Source organism: Martelella sp. HB161492 (assembly GCF_013184775.1).
In the GTDB taxonomy this organism is placed as follows: Bacteria; Pseudomonadota; Alphaproteobacteria; order Rhizobiales; family Rhizobiaceae; genus Martelella.
Genome location: NZ_JAATVV010000009.1, coordinates 28,496 through 51,268, shown reverse-complemented (window position 1 = coordinate 51,268; position 22,773 = coordinate 28,496). Strand labels below are relative to the sequence as shown.

Below are 22,773 nucleotides of genomic sequence, written 5' to 3'. Positions count from 1 at the left end.
CCGAGCCGCCTTCACACGCGCGCAGCGACGATGAAGGGGCGCGGATCCGCCCCCTTGCTGGCATGGTATTCGGTGACAATGACGTTGAAGCCGGCATCGCCAAGGGCCTGATCCAGCGCTCTGGCACTGAATGACGTGACATGCGGCGCCTTGCCGAACAGCTGCATGACAGGCAGCGCCACCAGCCTGATCAAGGGGTTCATCTCCCGCAGACAGGGGGTTTTCGAAATGAACAGCCCGCCAGGCTTCAGCATGGCATGGATTGCCTGCAGCGTTGCGGGCAGGTCACGGACAACGTGAAGATAGTTGAAACCGAGAACCACGTCGAACCGCGCGCCCTCCCTGGCCAGATCGTCTGCCGTCGCACAGCGAAAGTCCAGTCCGGACTGCTGTTCGCCCTGTTGCTGCTTGTGTCTGGCGATCAGGATCATTTCTCCGGAAAAATCCGTCGCCAGATATGTCTCGGCATGCGCGGCAAGCAGAAGTGCCGTGCTTCCCGTTCCGCACCCAAGCTCGCCAACCTGATCCGTCCGCTTCAGATGAGACCTTGTCCGTTCCAACGTCCGCTCATAGCCGCCCTGATCCGCAACCGGAGATTTTGCGTATCTGGCAGCGAGCCTGTCCCAGAAGCCGATATCCGCATTGATATTCACTTTCACCCCCCCCAAGAAACCGATCCTGCCGCAAAACGCTCAACCCGGATTTCGCGCCAGAACCGTAACAGAGATATGAAGATTTTCTATCTGCGCGCGCAATTCAATCGGCATGGCGGCGACATATTGCCCCGGTGGAGCTGCGAATGACCAGCCGTCCGGCAAGCTCGGCATAGACCGCCGTCATCGCCGGTTCACGGATGCGCGCGATCAGCCGACGCAACCCGTGAGCGCCGATTTCATGCCTGGGAACGGCGACCGTCGTCAGCGGCGGACTGGCACTGGCAGCCATGGGAATATCATCGAAACCAACCACCGAAACATCGTCGGGGATGGAAAAGCCGGCATCGCCAAGGGCGGCCATGACCCCGAAGGCGGCGGCATCATTCGGGCATTGCACGGCGGTGAAATCAGGCCGGCCGCCATGATCCGCCAAGCGCCTGACAATCAGATCATAGGCAATATCGGGATTCATCACCGACATGTCGGAACAAAGCCCCGGATCATGCAGCAGCCCGGCTTCGGCAAGCGCGAAACGGGCGCCGTCGAACCGGTCCATCACCGGCAGACGCGCCCGGTGCTCCAGCATCAGGACGCGGTGATGTCCGAGCCCGATCAGATGGCGTGCCGTGGCATAGCCCCCGGCCCGGTTTCCCGCCGCCACCGTATCCAGCCGCATCAGCGGATCAAAGCCATTGACGATGATCGCCGGCAGATCATGGGTGACAAATCCGCCAATCAGCACTTCGTCCTGAACCGACATCAGGATATGGCCGCGCGCACCGCGCCCGGCCGAGAGGTCAGCATCCTCCAGCCCTTCGCCGGGCCGGTGAACACGCACGGTGAGACCGACACCAAGCGCCAGCGCCGCCTCTTCAATGCCGGCAAAAAGCTCCTGCTGAAAGGCTGGAAGGCCCGACATGCCCATATCGAGCGCCGAGTGAACAATCACCTCCGGCGCCGGCCCCTGACCGACATAATCAAGCCGGGCGGCCACCTGCGCCACGCGGGCGCGGACGGCGGCGGAAATACCGTCGGCCCCCGAAAGCGCCCGCGAGGCGGTGGCAATCGACACCCCCGCCTCATCGGCAATTTCACGCAGCTTGACCCGTCGCCGGTTCCGCGTCAGTTCTCCAATCTCAACCAGAGTGCCCGTCCTCCCCTTGGCCGTCAGAATGCGTTGAGCACGATACCACGCGCGGCGCAGAAGCTGGCGACCGTTTCCGGCACCGCGATGGGCGGCAAGGCCTCCATCGGCCGCGTCACGCCAAAGGCGGCGCTGACCAGATAGGTCTCGCCCGGCCCGACACGGCCTTCGATGCGCGGAAACAGCGTGCGGGGAAAGCGCAGATTGGTGTTGGGCGCTGCGCGGACATTCGTCGCCATACGGTCGCCGGTGAGGTCGCGGATCGCCGAGGTGGCAAAGCCGGTGCGGATCATGGCAAGCCCTGGCTCGGTCTTCAGTCCCTCGGCAAAGCCGGGTGCATTTTCGCCGGTCCGGTCGAGCGAGAAGCCGCTTTCGGCAATCACCAGGGCATCCTCGGTGACGATCCGGTGGATCCGGACATGCCAGCCTTCGCTGGCGAAATCGAGCCAGCTCTCAATGGTGATCCGCTCATCCGGCCGCCAGCGCCCGAAGGCCATATTCTGGTCGATCCCCTCTTCAAGCACTTCGGCCCGCGAGATGAAGGTCCTGCCATCGCGCGAAATCATCATGCCGCAGTCAACGGCGCTCTTGTCCGGCTGCTCGGGCGAAACCATGTCGCATTTCACCGAGAAGGCAAAGGCTGAGGAATAGGCAAAGCGGCTGTATTTGGCATCGAAACCGCGATGTTCGTGGCCATCCTGGCCGCCGGTCAGCATCACTGTATCGCCTTCAGCCCGCCGCACGATGAAGCCCGCGGCCGGCGCAATCACACGCCCGCCCGGCAGCGCTTCCGGCGCCTCCTCCTCGGCCGCCCAGAAGGGGTGATCCTTTTCAAGGCAGAGCACGAGAAAGCTTTTCAGCGCCCAATAGGGTGAACCCGGCGCATTATAGCTCTCCGACATGAAAAGGTTCGGATAGGCATAACCGATATTCAGAATACCATCGCGATCGGTGATCGGCCGATCCGACCACCAGCGCAGATGCCGCAACAACAGCCCCTTGATCCGCCCCCAGGGCAACACCTCCTCATCGGCAAAGGCACAGCCGGCCCAGAAGGCGCCCTCGGCAAAGCGATAGGTCAGCGACCGGCCATAGGGAATGGCGGCGCCATCGTCGGCGAACCAGTGCTGGAAATCCTGCGCGAAAAGGCGCGCACGTTCGCGATAGCGCGCAGCATAGTCGGGGAAGAGATCGCCCGCCACCTTGGCAACGACCAGACCGTAGAAATGCAGCGCCATCGGCGAATAATAGTCACGCTGGCGCCACTTGCCGTCAAGATAATAGCCATCGGCGATATAGAAACTCTCGATCCGCTCCAGCGCAGCGCGCACGGCCGCCTCCGACCATTCCTCGCCGACATTGCGCAGCGCCAGATTGGTGAGCACGCGAAAGAACAGCCAGTTATTGTCGGCGACATCATAGGTGTTGATCTTCAGAAGATAGCTGACCGCCTTCTTCTTCGCGGCGTCAGGCATCGGCTCCCAGAAGATTTTCGGCGCGACCAGCAGCGCCAGCGCAATACCGGCCATCTCGACCAGGCGCTGATCAAAGGGGGCGATGTCACCCCAATATTCGGGATGTTCCGGGTCCATGCCATTGGCAAGCCCCTCGACATAGCGCCAGGCCTCGTCAAAGGCATAGCCGCCGGCAACCAGCGGTGCCATGCCCCAGAGCGGCCGCACGAAGGCCTCCATCGCCGTCGCACCGTCATCATAATGCGCAGCCCCCGCCGAAAGCTCGATACGGGCATTGCCGGTCGAGAAATGGTCTTTCAGCGGCGCAAAGAGTCGGGAAACAGCGACCGCCATGTCATCACGGATCTTGAGCGGATTACCGTTCATCGGATTGTTCGCCGCCATCTTCTGGATGATCGGCAGCCTGTCCCAGGCAAATTCTCTTTCACGCGACATCATGACCTCCCGGATCGCTGGCGGCCATAGCGCAACGGCCGCAACACATGTTTGTCGCGCAATCTACCCCCGATTCCGCGCGCTGAAAACTTTGCAAACGACGTAAATTTTTTGCATTGATGACGCCATCAGCAGCATCTTCGTGCTGCGTTCAGTTCAGCTGTGCGGATGCCGCGCCAAAGCAACCGCCCCATCACGCGAGCCCCGCCAGCAAGAATAAAATTCATTGAATTCGGTGCTGCCAGCTAAAATTATCATATTGATATAATTTTGATTCTGCGAATTTCATTTAGTCCAATCAAAAGATAGAACAAATCCAATCTCTAAAGACAAGGCACAGTATTCAGGACATTGACATGGCCAGATCCATTTCTGAACGCGGTTCATTTGCACACCACGACAGGCCGGTCACGCCGCAGCCGGGCAACCATCCTCCGGCACCACCACATGGCCCGGAACCAGATGCTGGCAGCCGCAACGAGCGGCCACTCGGACCGCAGGGCCTGCCCCAGGCATTGCCAGCGGGGACGACAGATCAACGCCGTGATGACCGGGCAGACGGAGAACCCTCCGGAAGCCATTCTGACATCCATGCAGACCGGCAGGAGGCCGGAACCTCCAACGCCGAGACAAACGCTGCCGGCATGTCAGCGCTTTTCGCAGCCCGGAGCCAGCCAGTGGCGCGCCGGGGCTTCAAACGTCCGAACTGCGCCGACGAATCCGGTATTGTCCGCAAAGCGGAGCGCGCCGAGGGGATGGACCGGGCATCATCAGCGCCGTCGGCCGAGCAGATATTTTCAAAACTGAACCGTCGTACGCAAACGCTGATTGACACGATGATCGCACAGGAAACGCAAGACCGGAAAATTGACGCCCAGAAAAGCACGTTGTTTGCCCTCGAACAGAATGAAGCGTTCAGACGGGAGTGCCTGGAATATCTGTTTCACAAGATCGGGCTTCACGAAGACGCGGCCACTGCTCCCTCAAAGCCCCCTTTTCTCGATAGCTTCTGCGCGGCCGATCCATGGGATGCTAAATCCAAACTCGACTTCTTGCTGAAGAAGAAGAATCAGGCCGCACTCCTGGAACTGGAACTTCCCCCCGAGACTTTCCGGGAGACCGTCAAAAAACATTTTGCCTGCGAGACACTCGACCTGCTGATTGACCCAGACAGACGGGCCCCCCTTGTAAAACTGGGCCTGATCAACGCTGCCGGCAAAGCAAATAGACACATTTCACGCATCATCACGGATGAACCGACACATCTGATGCTGCAGGTTTTCACAAGCCCCGGGACTCTGGCTAATCTGCAAAAGATGAAACTGGCCGAAAAGGATGGGGAGGCTACATCCCGCCTCACAGAGGCCCTGCTATCGTTACCGAGCCTCAAAGGTATTTTCCGCCTTGTGAACCCTGATCTTGAGCAGCGTCGCGATGCCATAGGCCTCAGCGAAGGCAATGCCGCACTGAAGATCGTCCAGAACCAGCCATGCACAAACGCACTGCTCTGGCTACTGCTGGAGCAGCCGCAACATGACCGGACATGGAAGAAGAACGGGCTCCTTGACGACGATGGCAAGATCAACGCGCGCATGATCGCAATTTTCGAGCAGAGGGATGCGTTTGCCCAACTGGAGAAATTGGTGCCGGGCGGCCTTAACGCTCCGATGACTGAAGGCGAACGCAGGCCTCACCCGAGACAGCAGCGTGTCATGTTGATTGATGACGGAACAAAAGCCGGCTCGATCGCCATTCGATATAGACGGCTGCAGAATGGGACGCGAAGAACGCTGAACGATGCGATTCTGGAGGCTGCAAGAACTGTGGATCGTTCGAGCCGCCGCCCCACAGACAAAGACGCCTTCAAGGACAAGGCCCTCGAATTCCTGCTGGATGACATGGGCCTTGTCCCAGACCACAGGAGGACGACCTTCTCGGCGGATGCGCAGACGAACCCCGGCTCGACGCTCGACACACTCTGCGACATGCCCCGCGCCGGTGAAATCTTCACCAGGATGCTGCTACCCCGCACCCGAGCAAGCCTTCTGAAACTATCGCCGCCACGCGACGATCTCATCAGGATGCTCATGACGGATTGCTGCCCCGAAACCCTCGATATCCTCTCCGACAGCGGCAAGATCCAGGCCCTCAAGCAGTGCCGGATGATCAGCGAAGCGGGCGCGGGAGAACGGAGCCTGTGGGACATCGTCACCCAAGACGGCGCAGCTTCAGCGCTGAATGCACGTCTGGACCCTGCAAAATCGGCGTCTGATGCGGCGAATGCGCCTCATCTTTGACAATGGACCAGCAAACGCCGATCTCCTGATGAGGTTGGCCAACAGGAATGATGGAGACGTTCGGCGGCAACAGGCCTACTGCGCTGCCGGCAGGCTCTTCAGATAGGCGGCAAGGTCGGCCGCAGCCTGCTGATCGCGCGTGCCGGCATAGGCCATGCGGGTGCCGGGAACCTGCGCGCGCGGATTGGCCAGGTAGCCGGCCAGCAGATCCGGCGTCCATTCAGGATGCGTGTCTGCGAAGGCCCGCATCGCTGGCGTGTAATGATAGTTCTCAGCAGTCGCCACCGGGCGACCGGTCACACCGGCGAGATAGGGGCCGACCCGGTTTTGGGTCCCCTCGACCGTATGACAGGCCTTGCAGTAGCGGTTGAACAGGGCCTGCCCCTTTGCCGCATCGCCAGCGGCGAGCGCGGGCGCTGCGGCAAGCAGCAGGGCCGTTACAGCGGCAATGATATGGCGAACGACATGCATGAACCTTTATCCCGATTGGCCAGGGTCATCCGCACTCAGCGTCGCCCGGTCTTTTCCTTCCAGTGCATCCGGCAATAGGAGACGTAGCGCTCGTTGCCGCCGACCTCGATCTGAGGTCCGTCTATCAGGGCATTGCCACTGGAATCAAGCCGCGCCACCATCGTCGCCTTGCGGCCGCAATGGCAGATGGTGCGCACCTCACGCACTTCGTCGGCAAGGGCGAAAAGCTCCGCCGTTGCCGGGAAGAGTGCGCCCTTGAAATCGGTTCTCAGCCCATAGGCCATCACCGCCAGCTTTGCTTCATCGACAACGCGGGCCAGCTGCCAGACATGGGCCGCTGTCATGAAATGCGCCTCGTCGACAAAGATGCAGTCGATCGGTCTTTCGGCATTCAGCCGCACGACCATCTCAAAGAGATCGGTGTCGGCATCAAAAACCTCGGCTTCGGCCTTGAGCCCGATGCGCGAGGCGACAATGCCGGTTCCGGCCCGGTCATCAAAGGCAGCAGCCAGAATAACGGCATGCATGCCGCGTTCACGATAGTTATAGGCGGCCTGAAGCAGGAGTGTCGACTTGCCTGCGTTCATAGTGGCATAGTGGAAATGTAGCTTGGCCATGGTCCTGTCTTTCGGTGTTGCCTCTAAATGCCGCTGCCGGCGGTCACGAAAAAGCCCAAAATGCGACTAGCCACAGAAAAGCGCACGCGGTTCCCCGCCGGGCACCCTGCGCAACGGTTGAGTTGAGCTGCCACAGCCGCTACAAAACAGACAATTGGCAAACGGGAACAGATGGAGACGTCATGATGGAACTGAAACGATCGGCCCTTGCTCTGGCGATCACGGCAATTCTTTCGACAGGGGCGCTGGCCGCCGATCCGGACAGCTGCAAGACCGTCCGCTTTTCCGATGTCGGATGGACCGACATCACTGCGACAACGGCCACCACCAGCGTTATTCTGAAAGCCATCGGTTATGAGCCCGACACCAAGGTCCTCTCGGTTCCGGTGACCTATACCGCGCTGAAGAACAAGGATATCGATGTCTTCCTTGGCAACTGGATGCCAACCATGGAAGGCGATATCGGCCCCTATCGCGACGATGGCTCGGTTGAAACCGTTCGCGAAAATCTCGAAGGTGCGAAATACACGCTTGCCACCAATGAATATGGCGCGGACCTTGGCATCAAGGATTTCGCCGATATCGCTGCGCACAAGGATGAGCTCGACGGCAAGATCTACGGCATCGAGCCGGGCAATGACGGCAATCGCCTGATCATCGACATGATCGACAAGAACGATTTCGGCCTTGGTGATTTCCAGATCGTCGAATCCTCCGAACAGGGCATGCTCGCCCAGGTCGCCCGCCTCGACAAGGCCAAGAAGCCGATCATCTTCCTCGGCTGGGCACCGCATCCGATGAACGCGAAGTTTGACCTGACCTATCTTTCCGGCGGCGATGACATCTTCGGGCCCGATTTTGGCGGCGCGACCGTCTACACCAATGTCCGCGCAGGCTATCTCGATGAGTGCCCCAATGTCGGTGCCTTCCTGAAGAACCTGAAATTCTCGCTGCCCATGGAAAACGAGATCATGGGTGCCATCCTCGATGATGGCACGGATCCGGAAAAGGCAGCAACAGCCTGGCTGAAGGCCAATCCGGATACGCTTGGCCCGTGGCTTGAGGGCGTCACCACCTTTGACGGCTCTGGCGATGCACTGCCTGCCGTCAAGACCGCGCTTGGCATCAACTGAGCCTTTCATACCGGAGCGGCGGCCTGAGACTGGCCGTCGTTCCCTCCCCTGAATGCGTCAATCCGGGACGAAAAACGTGGACTGGCTGACTGAACACCCAATTCCCCTCGGCCGGTGGGCCAAGCTCGCCGTCGACTGGCTGACTGATCATGGCGCCGGCTTCTTCGATGCGCTTGCCAATCTGATGTCGGCCGTCATCGATGGTCTTCTCTATCTGCTGCAAGCGCCGCCGCCGCTCGCCGTGGTGGCCGTTATCGCGCTGATCGCCTTTGCGCTCCGCCGGTCAGTCACGGTCGCCATCGGCACGATCCTCGGCTTTCTGCTGATCATCAATCAGGGCTACTGGAAGGAAACCACCGAGACGCTGTCGCTGGTGCTCGCCGCAAGCGCCGTTTCCATGCTGGTCGGTGTCCCGCTTGGCATCATCGCCGCGCGCCGGCAATGGTTCTACACGGTGCTGCGTCCGCTGCTCGATCTGATGCAGACCATCCCGACCTTCGTCTATCTGATCCCGGCCCTTATTCTGTTCGGCCTCGGCATGGTGCCGGGGTTGATCGCCACCGTCATCTTCGCCATTCCCGCACCGATCCGCCTGACACGCCTCGGCATCGTCTCGACGCCCGCCCCGCTGGTGGAAGCGGCGCAATCCTTCGGCGCCACCTCATGGCAGGTGCTGGTGAAGGTCGAACTGCCCTATGCCACGGCCCAGATCATGGCCGGACTGACGCAGACCATCATGCTGTCGCTGTCCATGGTGGTTATCGCCGCGCTCGTGGGGGCTGACGGACTTGGCGTGCCGGTTTTGCGCGCGCTCAACACCGTGAATGTCGCCAAGGGCTTTGAAGCGGGACTCTGTATCGTTATTCTGGCGATCATTCTCGACCGCATGTTCAAGGTTGACGGCGCGGGAGACAAGAAATGAGTGCTGCGGTCCTGTTTGAAAATGTCGATATCGTCTTCGGCCACAAGCCAGAGCAGGCACTGCCGCTGATCGACGCCGGCCACAGCCGCGACGAGATCGCCAGGAAAACCGATAATGTCGTCGGTGTCGCCGATGCATCGCTTGCCGTTGAAGAAGGCGAAATCCTGGTTCTGATGGGACTGTCGGGCTCCGGCAAGTCGACATTGATGCGCGCCGTCAACGGCCTTGCCCCCGTCACCCGCGGCCGGGTGGTTGTGGAAACCAGTCACGGTCCGGTCGATCCCTATCACACGCCGGCAAAGGTGCTGCGGGATCTGCGCATGCACACCGTCTCGATGGTGTTTCAGCAGTTCGCACTGCTGCCCTGGCGCAGTGTTGCGGAAAATGTCGGCTTCGGGCTGGAGCTGGCCGGCGTGAAGGCAGCCGAGCGCAAGCGTCGGGTCGAGCAGCAGCTGGAACTGGTCAATCTGTCGCAATGGGCCAATCATCCGGTCGCCGCCCTGTCCGGCGGCATGCAGCAGCGTGTCGGACTTGCCCGCGCCTTTGCCACCGGCGCACCGATCCTGCTGATGGATGAGCCTTTCTCCGCGCTTGATCCGCTGATCCGCTCGCATCTTCAGGATGAACTTCTGGATATCCAGCGCCGGCTGAAAAAGACCATTCTTTTCGTCAGCCACGATCTCGATGAGGCCTTCAAGCTCGGCAACCGCATCGCCATCATGGAAGGCGGGCGCATTATCCAGTGCGGCACACCGCGCGAGATCGTAAGCCGGCCAGCCAACAGCTACGTGTTCGACTTCGTCCAGAACATGAACCCGATCAACATGCTGACCGCCGCCGATGTGATGCAGCCGAGCACGGTAGCCGAGGGCCTGCGAGCCAGTGTCGCGGGCACGGCGCGGCCGGATACGCCATTGCTCGATATCCTTGATGTCATCGCCGGCAGTGAAGGCAGTATCGGGGTCGTCGATCACGGCCGCATCATCGGCACGATTGGTGCGCGCGACATCGTCTCGGGCCTCACCGTCCACCGCAAACAGGACGGTGGCTGACAGCAGTTCCCCGCACATCCTTCGAAAACATCATGGTTTTTCGCAGATAATATGATAAGTTCGCCCTAGTTAACCAATCAGAGTCGATCATGGCGGAAGCGACGAAAATCCTGCGTGCGACAGATGATGACGCACGGCTGCTGGCTGAGCGTCTGCTGCATGAAGCGCGTTTTGCGGCTCTGGCAACGCTTGAGCCGGAAACGGGCTTTCCGCTGGTCAGTCGCGTTCTGATCGGCTTTTGCGCCGACGGCACGCCTGCATTGCTTTTGTCGCGGCTCGCCCCCCATCGTCAGGCGATCGAGGCAGACGCTCGCATCTCGCTCCTCGTTGGCGAGCCGGGCAAAGGCGATCCGCTTGCCCACGCACGCATGACCCTGAAATGCCATGCGGCGATTGTCCGACGTGACAGCGCCGATCATGACCGTTTGCGCACGCGTTTTCTGCTCCGGCATCCAAAATCCGCGCTCTACATCGATTTTCCCGATTTCGCCTTTTTCCGCCTTGAGCCGCTGTCGGCCAGCCTCAATGGCGGTTTCGGACAGGCCTTCGCGCTTTCGGCAGAAGACCTGATGCCGCGCGGTGCCGAAGATCCCGCCGAGGGCTTTGACGATATGGAAATGATCCGGATCGTTACAGACCAGATCGAAAATGGCGGGCTTCCCGCTTTTGCCGGGATGAAATGCGTCGGCGCCGACCCTCTCGGATTTGACCTCTTCGATGGCGCAACCTTGTCGCGCATCGCGTTACGTACGCTGGGAATGACGGAATATGTGCCGAGAATGCCCTTTCCTCGACAAAAACAGCGAATATCCAAGATTTGACAGTATACGCAGGCGTCAATTTTATTTATGCAAAACAGACAAAAGTAGCTGAAGCGGCGAGAACCGCGAAAATGCGAAAACCGGAACACTAGAATGAACACGAAAACCCTTTCCGAGCGCTCCACAAACGTTGCAGGTGTCCTTTCCGCAATGGCCAATGCAAAACGTTTGGAAATTCTTTGTGCGCTGGTTGAATGTGAACTGCCGGTCGGCGTTCTGGCAAATCGCGTCGGCCTCAGCCAGTCGGCGCTTTCCCAGCATCTGTCCAAACTTCGCGCTCATAATCTTGTGACCACGCGTCGTGAGGCTCAGACGATTTTCTACACCAGCAATGCCGATCCGGTCCTCAAATTGCTTGGTGCACTGGAAGATATCTACGGCCAGGAAGCCGAGTGGCCCCAGCATTCCGCTGTTCAGCCCAGCATGCCATGACAGCGTTGTCGCGGCGCGATCTTTGGTCTCACATCGTTCGTGCTTGACGCATCGCTTTACCCTGCTAATTTGCGGCCACAAAAATACCAAGAACAGTCAGCCCGCTGAGCGGGCTTTTTTCAGTGGAGCAGTTGATGTCTGATCGACGCAATATCACCCCGAACGATATGCGGGCTTTCTGGATGCCCTTTACCGCCAACCGGCAGTTCAAGCAGGAACCGCGCCTGTTTGTCGCAGCAAAGGACATGTATTACACGACCCATGACGGTCGCAAGGTTCTCGACGGTACGGCGGGCCTGTGGTGCAACAATGCCGGCCATTGCCGCCCGAAGATCACCGAAGCGATCCAGGCCCAGGCCGCAGAGCTTGACTATGCACCAGCCTTTCAGCTCGGCCATCCCAAGGCGTTCGAACTTGCAAACCGTCTGACGGATATTTCGCCCGAAGGCATGAACCATGTATTCTTCACCAATTCCGGCTCGGAATCGGTCGATACCGCGCTGAAGATTGCCCGCGCCTATCATCAGGTGCGCGGCGAAGGTTCGCGCTACATGTTCGTCGCCCGCGAGCGCGCCTATCACGGCATCAACATCGGTGGCACCTCGGTCTGCGGCATTGTCGCGGACCGCAAGACCTTCGGCCCGATGCTGCCCGGCGTTGATTTCATGCCCCACACCCACATGCCGGAAAAGAACGCCTTCACCAAGGGTGAGCCGGAGCATGGCGTGGAACTGGCCGATTATCTGGAACGCATCATCGGCCTGCATGATGCCTCGAGCATTGCCGCCGTCATCGTCGAGCCGGTTTCGGGCTCCACCGGCGTTCTCATTCCGCCGAAGGGCTATCTGAAGCGCCTGCGCGACATCTGCACCAAGCATGGCATCCTGCTGATCTTCGACGAAGTCATCACCGGTTATGGCCGCCTGGGTGCCGCCTTCGCATCGGAGTATTTCGGCGTCGTTCCCGATATCATGACGACCGCCAAGGGCCTCACCAACGGCGTCGTCCCGATGGGTGCCGTCTTTGTGCGTGACGAAATCCATGATGCCTTCATGAACGGGCCGGATCATGCCATCGAATTCATGCATGGCTACACCTATTCCGGCAACCCGATCGCTTCGGCCGCCGGCCTGGCCACCATTGAAACCTATCAGGAAGAAGGCCTTCTGACCCGTGGCGCCGAAATCGGCCCCTACTGGGAAGAACAGCTGCACAGCCTGCGTGACTGCCCGCACGTCATCGACATTCGCAATATCGGCCTGATTGGCGCGATCGAGCTGTCGCCGCTTGCAGGCGAGCCGACCAAGCGGGCCTTCAACGCCTTCCTCAAGGCCTATGAAGACGGCCTGCTGATCCGCACCACCGGCGACATCATCGCCCTGTCGCCGCCGCTGATCATCTCCAAGTCGGAGATCGACGAATTGTTCGAAAAGCTGCGCAAGGTGCTAATGGCGACCGCCTGACACTTGCGAGAACCTGAAACGCCGCGTCCTCAAAAAACGCGGCGTTTTTCATTGCAGCCCGCACAGAAATGGACTGAAATGCCTGCCAGATGTGGCCGGCAGAAACGAGGAGATTCCATGTCCGAGACCATTCGCATTGCCAATGACGACCTTGTCGTCACCGTCGCAACACTCGGCGCGGAAACCCAGTCACTCGATACGTCCGATGGCCGTTCATGGCTGTGGAGCGGCGATCCGGCGTTCTGGGCCGGACGCGCCCCGATCCTGTTTCCGATCGTCGGCAAGGCGGCCAATGACATGATCGAGATCGACGGCGTGCGCATGCCGATGAAGCAGCATGGATTTGCGCGGCGCGCGCGCTTCAGCGTGGCGGAAAAGACCGACAGCCTGTGCCGCATGGAGCTTGGCCCCTCCGATGAGACCCGCGCCGCCTACCCCTTTGACTTTCTGCTCTCCATCACCCACGCCGTTGAAGGCCGAAGCCTGAAGGTGACGGCGCGCGTCGAGAACCATGACAAGGTCGCAATGCCCTTCGGCTTTGGCTTCCACCCGGCCTTCTGCTGGCCGATGCCCGGCATGACCAAGGGAAGCGTCCATCACGTCGCGCTGGAAAACCGGGCGGAACCGCCACTCGTGCGTCTGCGCGATGGCCTGATCGACCTGACGCCGCTGCCCTCCCCGTTCTCCGAAGGCCTGCTGGCACTGGATCATGACTATTTCATCGACGATGCAATGATCTTTCCCGAAGGCGCGGGCGACCAGCTGACCCTGAGTGCTGAAAACGGCCCCTCGCTCGCCTTCACCTTTGAGAACCTGCCCAATCTGGCGCTGTGGACCAAGCCCGGTGCGCCCTATATCTGCATCGAACCCTGGCACGGCATGGCCGAAGCCCATGGCAAGGGATCGGATATCCTGAACCGGCCCTCGACCAAAATCCTGCCGCCGGGAGAAGCGGTGGAATTCTCCTTTACCGTAGCCGTTGAAGGCTGAGCGCGCGGCGGCGGCGTCTCGCCCCGCCCCATTTCCAAGCCGGACGCCAACCGTTATTGTCGACAGAATCATCTGTGGCTCTCGGAGGCTCCATGGCAACGCTTGAAGACAGAATTGACCAGGCGACAGGGCGCAAAAAGGCCGACATCGTCCTCAAGGGCGGACAGTTTTTCGATCTGGTCACCGGCGAACTTGTGGCATCGGACATCGCCATTTGCGGCGACATGATTATCGGCACGACCGAGAATTATGCCGGCGCTCGCGAGATCGATATTTCCGGCCGTATTGTCGTTCCGGGTTTTATCGATACCCATCTCCACATCGAATCCTCGCTCGTCACCCCGCATGAATTCGACCGCTGTGTCCTGCCCTGCGGCGTCACGACGGTGATCTGCGATCCGCATGAGATTGCCAATGTCATCGGCGCCGAGGGGATCCGCTTCTTTCTCGAATCCGCCCTCGAGACGATCATGGATATCCGCGTGCAGCTGTCTTCCTGTGTGCCGGCAACGCATCTGGAGACATCCGGCGCCGACCTGCCGGTGGAAGCCCTTTTGCCATTCCGCGACCATCCAAAGGTGATCGGCCTGGCAGAATTCATGAATTTTCCCGGCGTCGTCCACAAGGACCCCGTCGCCATGGCAAAATTGAAGGCCTTTGCCGGCGGTCACATCGATGGCCATGCGCCGCTTCTGTCCGGACGCGATCTCAATGCTTATATCTCGGCCGGGATTTCAACCGAGCATGAAGCGACGACGGCTGAGGAAGCGCTGGAGAAGATCCGCAAGGGCATGCATATCCTGATCCGCGAGGGATCGGTATCCAAGGATCTCGCCGCCCTGACACCGCTCATCACCGAGCGGCTGTCACCTTATATCGCCTTGTGTACCGACGACCGGAATCCGCTTGATATTGCTGAGCATGGCCATCTGGACTACATGATCCGCACAGCCATTTCCGCAGGTGCATCGCCGCTGGCGGTCTATCGCGCCGCCTCGATTTCTGCCGCCAAGGCTTTCGGCCTTTTCGATCGCGGCCTTGTTGCTCCGGGGAAGCGCGCCGATCTGGTGGTGATTGACAGCCTTGAGGACTGCCGTGCCGAGATGGTGTTTTCTGGCGGCCGACTGGTGAACGAGGCTCTGTTTGATACGCGCCAGCCTGTTGACGCCGTCGGCCTCGACAGCGTCAAGGCCAAAGCGGTTGCGCCTGCCGATTTTTCCGTGGCAGCACGCGACACGGACTGGCCCGTCATCGGCGTCGTGCCCAGCAGGATCATCACCGAGCATCGCCGCTACCATCTGCCGAAATCCGGCAACGAAGCCAGCGTTGACCTCGACAACGACATCATCAAGGTGGCCGTGATCGAACGGCATGGCAAGAATGGCAATCACGCCAATGGCTTCGTGCAGGGCTTCGGCCTGAAGCGCGGTGCCATTGCCTCAACGGTCGGCCATGACAGCCACAATATCTGCGTTGTCGGTGTCGATGCAGACGACATGGCGCTGGCCGTCAACCGGCTGAAGCAGATCCGCGGCGGCTTTGTCGTCGCCGAAGGCGGCAAGATCAAAGGCGAGATCGCCCTGCCGATTGCCGGTCTGATGAGTCTGGACCCGTATGAAGTCGTCCGCGATAATCTCGTCAGCCTGCGTCAGGCCGCCTACGACCTCGGAACAACGCTTGAAGAACCCTTCCTTCAGGTCGCCTTTCTGCCACTGCCGGTCATCCCGCATCTGAAGATCTCAGACCGCGGCATGGTTGACGTTGACAATTTCCGCCTGCTCGATCAGGGGCTCTGATCCTTTCGCCCCTCGGGCGTTCGGCTCACCGCTCCGATCGTTGAGCCTGCTCCTGCAGATCCCGGACCTCCCGTGCGAAATTGGCAAGCTCCGGCTCCCCGGCAAGCTGCCTGGCCAGGACTCGAAGGAGTTTGCGCTTTGAGGGAAGCGGGTGACGAAGGATGTGATTGACAAGCTTTGTTCGGGTCACATCAAAATTTACAGGGTCATCGCGATAGCGAGTGACAATCTTCGCGGCAAGGGTAGTGGTAACCTTAAGCCATTTGCGCTCATCTGCCTTCTTGATATCGGAGAAAGGAGGGCAGTTTTCGACCAGCAAATCAAACAAGGCCGGCCTTACGGCTTCGTCGCAGTATAAGAGAGACTCCTTGGCAAGCCGATGGCACACATCTGCTTTGCCATCCCTGTCCAGATGGTTCGTCAGCGTCAGCAACTTGCCATAGGCATCTCGCCGCTGGTCGTTGCTGAGGCGGGGAGACAGCAGGAGTCTTTCCCGAATAGCCTCCACAGCGCTGCCAAGGCGCGGTTGCGACAACGATACAGCGGTGTTCATCAGAATGTTCAGACGCTCGAAAGCGAAATTATGGATCCGTACCGGACGTAGATTTTCACGCAGATTGTCCCTCAGAAGCGTCTGGCGGACCGTGTCATCGTCAATCTGAAGGCAAAGGCCGGCAAAGCGGGAAAACAGAGCGTGATCCAAATCGCGCGCCAGAGGCGGTTCTGCTGCAGCCAGGGCCGCAAACGCCGTCCCGACGTTTTGCCCAAAGAGCTTAGCAAGTTTCGGATCCTTCAGACATGGCTCGGCATTGTCGAGGGCATCCTGCAGCCTTTCGATGATGTCATCGCTGTTTTCGAGTGCATGAAGCATGCCCCACAGATGGACGCGCTCATGATCGCGGGGCGATGGCCCGCGCTCAATCGCTGCGGCGATGCGGTCATAGCAGCTTGCCCGGCTTTCCAGAGGCAGAAGTTCAAGACCCTGCGCCAGTCCTTTATAGATCGCGATATCGTCATGGCGATGGACCGCTGTACCGCTGCGAATTTGCTCGGCCAGGCCAAGAGCGCGATCGAAAAGCGCCTGCCGGTGCTCTTCCGGCGCGGTGTCGAGGCTGAAATCGCCGAGAAGCCGGCTTTTCTGCACCTCTGTCAGGGCGGTATGAAAATGCGCGCCAGACAGGCCGGTATCAATTCGCCCAAGCCCCTGCTTGATCACGTCATGCAATCGCTCCTGATAGCGCTCTTCGCCGAACCGGAGGTCATAGCCATCAGCATTGGCGCCCAGCAGCATGCCCTTGACCGCGTGATACCCAAATGCCTTGCGAAAATCCCGCGCGGCATAAGCCAGCTGCTCATCACTTTTCATCGACGGCAGCGCCTTGACGAAGTTGGTGATATCTCGGGCTTCAAGAGACTTGATGATCTGCGTTGAACAGGCATTGAGAAGCGTTGCAAGCCGCTCGTTCGAGGCTTCCGAATGGCCCTGCCGTGCGGAACCGCCTGTGCCCTCATTTGCCTCTCCACGCTCAGGCAGAGCCTGCCTGATACCCGAAGGATTGGCTGGCGAAGCAGGGTTGACGACAACCATAAGCAATTCTCCTGTAATAGGGCTTACAGGAAAAATTGGGCCAAAGTCCTGTGAACTTGAAATCAATTCTACGGAAGTCTGCCCCCTCGCCGCCTTCGGCCAACAACAGAATAAAGCTCCCGCTTGGCCCCGCGTCTCCCGTCAGACACGGGCACAGAAGCCGTCAAAGGCACCAAGATCAACCGTCGCGCCGTTCAGTTCCGCATGCATGCCGGGAAGATCGAGCGGCTTCAACCCCTCAAGCGTGGTTTCAAGCGTGAAACGTCGCGGCTCGTCAGCAAAATTATAGACAAACAGAAGCTGCTCGCCATCGGCCTCACGCGTGAAGGCCAGAATATCCTCGTCAGCGCAATCGATGAAGGCGATCTCGCCGTCAAACATGGCATCGTGCTCACGCCGAAAATCCAGCATCGCCCGATAATGCATGTAGACACTGTCCGGTTGGACCGCCTGGCTTGCCGCAGCGAGCGAGACATGCGTTTCCGGCACAGGCAGCCACGGTTTGGCAGACGAAAAGCCGGCATTTGGCTGCTGCCCATTCCAGACCATCGGCGTGCGACATCCGTCCCTTCCCTTGAAAGCCGGCCAGAAGCGAATGCCATAGGGGTCACGCAGATCCTCAAACGCCAGTTCTGCCTGAGGCAGTCCAAGCTCCTCGCCCTGATAAAGGCAGACCGAACCTTTGAGCGATGTGATGACCGAAAGTGCCAGCCTGGCGACCGGCGCCCTTTCGGCATCATTCCTGGCAAAGCGGGAGACATGACGGTCAACATCATGGTTGGAAAAGGCCCAGCAGACCCAGCCATCGGCCACGACGTCAAAGAAGTCCGTCACGCAATCGCGAATATGAGCGGGCGAGAAATGCGGCCCGAGGAAATCGAAGGTGTAGCACATATGCAGCTTGTCGCCGCCCGACGTGTAGTCGGCCACCGTCTTCAGCGAACGCGCACCATCGCCCACCTCGCCGACAGAAGAACGGTCGTCATATTCATCAAGCAAAGCCCGGAACCGCCTGAGAAAGGCGATATTCTCCGGACGCGTCTTGTCAAAAAGATGCTGCTGGAAACCATAGGGGTTCACATCCGGCGCATCGAGCCCCGAGGGACCGAGTTCACCATCGACGGCAGGGTTGTCGCGCAGCTCCGCATCGCAGAAATAATAATTCACCGTGTCGAGCCGGAAGCCATCAACACCGCGTTCCAGCCAGAAGCGCACCGTTTCAAGCAGCGCATCCTGCACCGCCTGACAATGGAAATTCAGGTCCGGTTGTGATGCCAGGAAATTGTGCATGTAATACTGCTTGCGGACGCCGTCCCACTCCCAGGCCGGCCCGCCGAAAACGGACATCCAGTTATTGGGTGCCGTGCCATCCGGCTTGGCATCTGCCCAGACAAACCAGTCCGCCCTGTCATTGTCCTTCGAAGACCGGCTCTCGGTAAACCAGGGATGCTTGTCGGATGTGTGCGAGAGAACCTGATCGATGATCACCTTCAGCCCGAGCCGGTGCGCTTCAGCGACCAGCGCATCGAAATCCGCAAGCGTGCCGAACATCGGGTCGACATCGCAGTAGTCGGAGACGTCATAGCCCATATCGGCCATGGGCGACCTGAAGAAAGGTGACAGCCAGATCGCGTCAACGCCAAGCTCGGCAACATAAGCGAGCCTGCGGGTAATGCCGTTCAGATCGCCAATGCCATCACCGCTCGTGTCCTGAAACGAACGCGGATAGATCTGGTAGATCACCCCGCCGCGCCACCAGAGGCGTTTGCCACCCTTTTGCTTGTTCATGCCCTGTCCCCGATTGCCTGTTTGCGCCACAGACTATAGCCGGCACAGCGCGTCGTAAATGTGTCGATTGCCAAAGATGCTGCTGCGCAGCATGGTGCATGCCGGCGCGCAGCATATCGCCGGCGCAACCTTATGTAATAAAACCATCATCATTCGCAGATAACACGGCGTGACCGCCAAGACTGGCAGCCCCGTTCCCGAATCGGAAAGCCCGAATGACGAATAAGAGCGATGCGCCAAGCCGACTGACCATCATCTCCGATGCATGGCATCCGCAGGTCAATGGTGTCGTCCGTTCAATCGAGAACACCAATACGGAGCTTGAAAAGCGCGGTATTGCCGTGTCGATGATTACGCCGCAACTGTTTCGCAGCATGCCGATGCCGACCTATCCGGAGATCCGCCTGGCGCTGGCAAGTTACCGCCGCGTCAGTGCGGCGATCAGCGCGACAAGGCCCGACTATGTACACATCGCCACAGAAGGTCCGCTCGGCCTGAAGGCCCGGCGCTGGTGCCTGAAAAACGGCATCCAATTCACCACCAGCTATCACACCCGTTTTCCGGAATATGTCTCGGCACGCTTTCCGGTGCCGATCGGCCTGCTTTACCGCTTCATGCGCTGGTTTCACAATTCCGGTAACGGCTGCATGGTGGCAACCGACAGTCTGGCCAGAGAGCTTGAAGCACGCGGCCTGAAAAACCTGATGCGCTGGAGCCGTGGCATCGACCACACGCTGTTTCACCCGCGATCGCGTGAAGAACAGCCTTTCGGCCTTGAACGCCCGATCTTCATGACAGTGTCGCGCGTGGCCGTGGAAAAGAACCTGCCTGCCTTTCTCGATCTCGATCTGCCAGGCACCAAGGTTGTGGTCGGCGACGGGCCGGCGCGCGAGGCGCTCCAGAACGCTCATCCGGCAGTCCATTTCACCGGCATGCTGCATGGCGAGGCGCTGGCGAAGGCTTATGCGCAGGCCGATGTGTTCGTCTTTCCGTCCAGGACAGACACTTTCGGCAACACCATCATTGAAGCACTGGCAAGCGGCGTTCCTGTGGCCGCCTATCCGGTCACCGGGCCGCTCGACATTCTCGGCGGTCATGCAGACGCCGGCGCGCTTGATGATGACCTCGCCGCCGCCGCCCTTCGGGCAATGGATTGTTCACGAGAGGCGGCAATTGCCCTCTCGCATCATTATTCCTGGCAGGCGTCTGCGGCACAGTTTTACGACAACATCCGCAGCGCTCATCGTGATCTCGACGCTTAGCGTTTTTTGCGCCGCTTGTGCTCAAACGGATTGTCCCCGGCACGGAAATAGAGCCGGATCGGCACGCCGGGCATGTTGAAATCATTGCGCAGGCCGTTGATCAGATAGCGGATATAGCTTTCCGGCACCGCATCGGGACGGGTGCAGGAAATCATGAAGCCCGGCGGACGGGTCTTCATCTGCGTCATGTACTTCATCTTCAGGCGACGGCCGGAGACGGCCGGTGGCGGATGCGAGACCTGCTGACCATCGAGCCAGCGATTGAGCCTGGCCGTCGAGATGCGGCTGTTCCAGACCCGGTCAGTATCGGCGATTGCCTGCATCAGCTTGTCCAGCCCGGTTCCGCGCTCTCCCGAAACCGTGACGGCACGGATACCGCGCGCCTGCGGCAGAAGACGCTCGGTCTTCTCCCTGAGCTCGCTCAAAAGCGCCTGCTGATCCTCGATCAGATCCCATTTGTTGAAGGCCAGCACGGCGGCGCGGCCCTCGCGGATCACCAGATCGACGATCTGCAGATCCTGTTTTTCAAACGGAATCGTCGCGTCGAAGACAATGACAACACATTCGGCAAAGCGGATGGCGCGAAGCGTATCGGCAACCGACAACTTTTCGAGTTTTTCGATCACGCGCGCCTTGCGGCGCATGCCGGCGGTATCGAAGAGCTTGATCGGCCGGCCGCGCCACTCCCATTCGACCGAAATCGAATCGCGGGTAATCCCGGCCTCAGGCCCGGTCAACAGCCGGTCTTCGCCGAGATAGCGGTTGATCAGCGTCGATTTGCCGGCATTGGGGCGACCGACAATGGCAACCCGCAGCGGCTTATTGTCATCATAGGCAGGCGCTGCATCCGGATCGTCGGCCTCTTCCTTGGTCAGCATGACATCGGTCAGCGCCTCATCGACCGGCTCTTCCTTGGGAAAGGCACGCTCCTTGCCGATCGCCGCAATGATCGCGTCGCGCAGATCGGTCATGCCCTGGCCATGCTCAGCCGAAATCGGGCAGGGTTCACCAAGGCCCAGCGTGAAGGCATCGTAGAAACCGGCATCGGAACCGCGCGCTTCAGACTTGTTGGCAACCAGCACAACCGGCTTGCCGCGACGGCGCAGCATGTCGGCCAGCGTGCTGTCGGCCGGCGTCAGCCCCATCTTCGCGTCAACGATGAACAGCGACAGGTCGGCTTCGTCAATCGCTGCTTCCGTCTGCGCACGCATGCGCCCCGGCAATGTGTCAGCACCCGCCTCTTCAAGACCGGCCGTATCGATGATGGTGAAGCGGAGATCGTAGAGCTTGGCTTCGCCCGGACGACGGTCGCGGGTCACACCCGGCGTATCGTCGACAATGGCAATCTTCTGCCCGACGAGCCGGTTGAACAGCGTCGACTTGCCGACATTCGGACGCCCGACGATGGCAACCTTGAAGCTCATGATGGTTCTTCCCTTAAAACGCAAACATTTTCGCTTTTCCCTGAAAAGCGAAAATGCGCTAACTCTTTGTCTTACGCAATTCCGAGTAAAGAGCGTGGTGGCCGCTTTTCCGGAATTGCGCCTAAAGCTCTGGCAATGCAGGCTTAATTGGTGTCGCTGTCTGCCTTGGCATCATCACCGGCAGGCTGCTCGTCACTGGACTGGGCATCGTCTGCGGCAGCCGGCGTCTGATCGTCTGCAGCCGGGGCAGCATCCGGCTTGGTGTCACCGTCGGCGGCCATCACATCAAGCACGATCTGGGCACGGTTGAGGATATTCACCGGCGCCTGGCTGTCGCCGGTAATTTCATCGAAAAGCTGCTTGGCTTCATCATAATCACCGTTGCGGAAGGCGGAAAGGCCGAGGATTTCCCGCGCCGAGAAGCGGAACGGATTGCCGTCGACGGCCAGTTCCTCAACCTCGGACGACACCTGATCATAGGTGCCGGTATCCACCAGCAGCCAGCCGGCACGCAGCTTTGCAGCCTGACGAAGCGCCTCGGGAACCGCGCGATCCTTGCCGATGGCGGAGAATGCCGAAATGGCAGCGGCGGTATCGCTGTTCTGCTCCAGAAGCGTTGCCGCACGCAGCTTGGCCAGCACCGGATAGTCGCCATGACCGGAGGCTTCAAGTTCGGCCAGCGTCTTCTTGGCAGCGTCGTTCTCGCCAGCCTTGATCTGGTTCAGCGCCGTCATGAAAATATCGCCGGAGCTTGCCGCCTTGCGGTCCTGCCAATATTCGTAACCGCGCCAGGCAGCCGTGCCGACAACGGCCAGAACGGCGAGCGCAATGAGATAGCGGCCATAGCGACGCCAGGCATCGCGCATCCGGTCGGAGCGCAGTTCCTCATTGACTTCGCGGATAAAGCTGTCGTTCTGGTTGGCCATATTCTACCTACTCCGGCACTGATAAATCATGTTCCAGTGCCGGGCCTTCTAGCCTATTTTTCGGCTGTTGTAAGGACAAAA

At 59.8% G+C, this 22,773-nt stretch carries 19 protein-coding genes; 10 read left to right on the top strand and 9 right to left on the bottom strand.

Going from position 1 to position 22,773, the window contains the following annotated elements; genetic code table 11:
- Positions 1-11 precede the first annotated feature (11 nt).
- From HCK86_RS15635 to HCK86_RS15625, 3 genes are all read right to left on the bottom strand, one after another.
- Entirely contained in the window at positions 12-653 is a 642-nt protein-coding gene (locus HCK86_RS15635) for a class I SAM-dependent methyltransferase (RefSeq protein WP_176085417.1), read from the bottom strand.
- 103 nt (positions 654-756) lie between these two features.
- On the bottom strand, positions 757-1,746 hold the full coding sequence (locus tag HCK86_RS15630; RefSeq protein ID WP_348641089.1) for a LacI family DNA-binding transcriptional regulator: 990 nt from the start codon (positions 1,744-1,746) through the stop codon (positions 757-759).
- Between the two features lie 77 nt (positions 1,747-1,823).
- Positions 1,824-3,710, bottom strand: a complete 1,887-nt coding sequence (locus HCK86_RS15625) for a DUF2264 domain-containing protein (RefSeq protein ID WP_176085415.1) — start codon at positions 3,708-3,710, stop codon at positions 1,824-1,826.
- Positions 3,711-4,066: 356 nt separating this feature from the next.
- Here HCK86_RS15625 and HCK86_RS15620 point away from each other — a divergent pair, with 356 nt between their 5' ends.
- Positions 4,067-6,007 (top strand): hypothetical protein, encoded by a 1,941-nt coding sequence (locus tag HCK86_RS15620; protein WP_176085414.1) that lies wholly within the window; start codon positions 4,067-4,069, stop codon positions 6,005-6,007.
- Positions 6,008-6,082: 75 nt separating this feature from the next.
- Here the strand turns inward: HCK86_RS15620 and HCK86_RS15615 are convergent, their stop codons facing one another.
- Positions 6,083-6,478, bottom strand: a complete 396-nt coding sequence (locus HCK86_RS15615) for a c-type cytochrome (protein WP_176085413.1) — start codon at positions 6,476-6,478, stop codon at positions 6,083-6,085.
- Positions 6,479-6,513: 35 nt separating this feature from the next.
- Complete coding sequence (locus HCK86_RS15610) at positions 6,514-7,095, bottom strand: thymidine kinase (RefSeq protein WP_176085412.1); 582 nt, start codon at positions 7,093-7,095, stop codon at positions 6,514-6,516.
- A gap of 182 nt (positions 7,096-7,277) precedes the next feature.
- Here HCK86_RS15610 and HCK86_RS15605 point away from each other — a divergent pair, with 182 nt between their 5' ends.
- The 8 genes from HCK86_RS15605 to ade all read left to right on the top strand — a co-directional run bounded on the left by HCK86_RS15605 (position 7,278) and on the right by ade (position 15,704).
- The gene (locus tag HCK86_RS15605) at positions 7,278-8,228 is read left to right on the top strand and encodes a choline ABC transporter substrate-binding protein (protein ID WP_176085411.1); all 951 of its coding nucleotides are present in this window, start codon (positions 7,278-7,280) and stop codon (positions 8,226-8,228) included.
- A 76-nt stretch (positions 8,229-8,304) separates the two neighbouring features.
- On the top strand, positions 8,305-9,150 hold the full coding sequence (gene choW, locus HCK86_RS15600) for a choline ABC transporter permease subunit (protein WP_176085410.1): 846 nt from the start codon (positions 8,305-8,307) through the stop codon (positions 9,148-9,150).
- The gene (choV, locus tag HCK86_RS15595) at positions 9,147-10,202 is read left to right on the top strand and encodes a choline ABC transporter ATP-binding protein (protein ID WP_176085409.1); all 1,056 of its coding nucleotides are present in this window, start codon (positions 9,147-9,149) and stop codon (positions 10,200-10,202) included. Before choW ends, choV begins: the two co-directional genes overlap by 4 nt.
- An 89-nt stretch (positions 10,203-10,291) precedes the next feature.
- Positions 10,292-11,023: a pyridoxamine 5'-phosphate oxidase family protein gene (locus HCK86_RS15590; protein WP_176085408.1), complete on the top strand. Its 732-nt coding sequence runs from the start codon at positions 10,292-10,294 to the stop codon at positions 11,021-11,023.
- 93 nt (positions 11,024-11,116) lie between these two features.
- On the top strand, positions 11,117-11,455 hold the full coding sequence (locus HCK86_RS15585) for a metalloregulator ArsR/SmtB family transcription factor (RefSeq protein ID WP_176085407.1): 339 nt from the start codon (positions 11,117-11,119) through the stop codon (positions 11,453-11,455).
- Between the two features lie 134 nt (positions 11,456-11,589).
- Positions 11,590-12,918: an aspartate aminotransferase family protein gene (locus HCK86_RS15580; protein WP_176085406.1), complete on the top strand. Its 1,329-nt coding sequence runs from the start codon at positions 11,590-11,592 to the stop codon at positions 12,916-12,918.
- A 117-nt stretch (positions 12,919-13,035) separates the two neighbouring features.
- Positions 13,036-13,908, top strand: coding sequence for an aldose 1-epimerase family protein (locus HCK86_RS15575; RefSeq protein WP_176085405.1), 873 nt, complete (start codon positions 13,036-13,038; stop codon positions 13,906-13,908).
- Between the two features lie 92 nt (positions 13,909-14,000).
- Entirely contained in the window at positions 14,001-15,704 is a 1,704-nt protein-coding gene (ade, locus tag HCK86_RS15570; RefSeq protein ID WP_176085404.1) for an adenine deaminase, read from the top strand.
- A gap of 25 nt (positions 15,705-15,729) precedes the next feature.
- Here the strand turns inward: ade and HCK86_RS15565 are convergent, their stop codons facing one another.
- Both HCK86_RS15565 and HCK86_RS15560 read right to left on the bottom strand, forming a co-directional pair.
- Positions 15,730-17,358: a hypothetical protein gene (locus HCK86_RS15565; protein WP_176085403.1), complete on the bottom strand. Its 1,629-nt coding sequence runs from the start codon at positions 17,356-17,358 to the stop codon at positions 15,730-15,732.
- Positions 17,359-17,433: 75 nt separating this feature from the next.
- Positions 17,434-19,080 carry an alpha-glucosidase family protein gene (locus HCK86_RS15560; protein ID WP_176085402.1) on the bottom strand — a complete coding sequence of 549 codons (1,647 nt, stop codon included), beginning with the start codon at positions 19,078-19,080 and terminating at the stop codon, positions 17,434-17,436.
- A 215-nt stretch (positions 19,081-19,295) separates the two neighbouring features.
- Between HCK86_RS15560 and HCK86_RS15555 the strand changes: the two genes are divergently transcribed.
- Positions 19,296-20,342 carry a glycosyltransferase family 1 protein gene (locus tag HCK86_RS15555; RefSeq protein ID WP_176085401.1) on the top strand — a complete coding sequence of 349 codons (1,047 nt, stop codon included), beginning with the start codon at positions 19,296-19,298 and terminating at the stop codon, positions 20,340-20,342.
- Here HCK86_RS15555 and der read toward each other — a convergent pair.
- Positions 20,339-21,766: a ribosome biogenesis GTPase Der gene (der, locus tag HCK86_RS15550; RefSeq protein ID WP_176085400.1), complete on the bottom strand. Its 1,428-nt coding sequence runs from the start codon at positions 21,764-21,766 to the stop codon at positions 20,339-20,341. The genes HCK86_RS15555 and der overlap by 4 nt on opposite strands.
- A 143-nt stretch (positions 21,767-21,909) precedes the next feature.
- The gene (locus HCK86_RS15545; RefSeq protein ID WP_176085399.1) at positions 21,910-22,692 is read right to left on the bottom strand and encodes a tetratricopeptide repeat protein; all 783 of its coding nucleotides are present in this window, start codon (positions 22,690-22,692) and stop codon (positions 21,910-21,912) included.
- Positions 22,693-22,773 lie beyond the last annotated feature (81 nt).

Coding starts and splice junctions, on each gene's coding strand:
- HCK86_RS15560 (WP_176085402.1), bottom strand. CDS start 19,080: ATGAACAAGCAAAAGGGTGGCAAACGCCTCTGGTGGCGCGGCGGGGTG.
- HCK86_RS15625 (WP_176085415.1), bottom strand. CDS start 3,710: ATGTCGCGTGAAAGAGAATTTGCCTGGGACAGGCTGCCGATCATCCAG.
- HCK86_RS15610 (WP_176085412.1), bottom strand. CDS start 7,095: ATGGCCAAGCTACATTTCCACTATGCCACTATGAACGCAGGCAAGTCG.
- HCK86_RS15580 (WP_176085406.1), top strand. CDS start 11,590: ATGTCTGATCGACGCAATATCACCCCGAACGATATGCGGGCTTTCTGG.
- HCK86_RS15545 (WP_176085399.1), bottom strand. CDS start 22,692: ATGGCCAACCAGAACGACAGCTTTATCCGCGAAGTCAATGAGGAACTG.
- HCK86_RS15615 (WP_176085413.1), bottom strand. CDS start 6,478: ATGCATGTCGTTCGCCATATCATTGCCGCTGTAACGGCCCTGCTGCTT.
- HCK86_RS15585 (WP_176085407.1), top strand. CDS start 11,117: ATGAACACGAAAACCCTTTCCGAGCGCTCCACAAACGTTGCAGGTGTC.
- HCK86_RS15605 (WP_176085411.1), top strand. CDS start 7,278: ATGATGGAACTGAAACGATCGGCCCTTGCTCTGGCGATCACGGCAATT.
- der (WP_176085400.1), bottom strand. CDS start 21,766: ATGAGCTTCAAGGTTGCCATCGTCGGGCGTCCGAATGTCGGCAAGTCG.
- HCK86_RS15575 (WP_176085405.1), top strand. CDS start 13,036: ATGTCCGAGACCATTCGCATTGCCAATGACGACCTTGTCGTCACCGTC.
- HCK86_RS15620 (WP_176085414.1), top strand. CDS start 4,067: ATGGCCAGATCCATTTCTGAACGCGGTTCATTTGCACACCACGACAGG.
- choV (WP_176085409.1), top strand. CDS start 9,147: ATGAGTGCTGCGGTCCTGTTTGAAAATGTCGATATCGTCTTCGGCCAC.
- HCK86_RS15555 (WP_176085401.1), top strand. CDS start 19,296: ATGACGAATAAGAGCGATGCGCCAAGCCGACTGACCATCATCTCCGAT.
- HCK86_RS15590 (WP_176085408.1), top strand. CDS start 10,292: ATGGCGGAAGCGACGAAAATCCTGCGTGCGACAGATGATGACGCACGG.
- ade (WP_176085404.1), top strand. CDS start 14,001: ATGGCAACGCTTGAAGACAGAATTGACCAGGCGACAGGGCGCAAAAAG.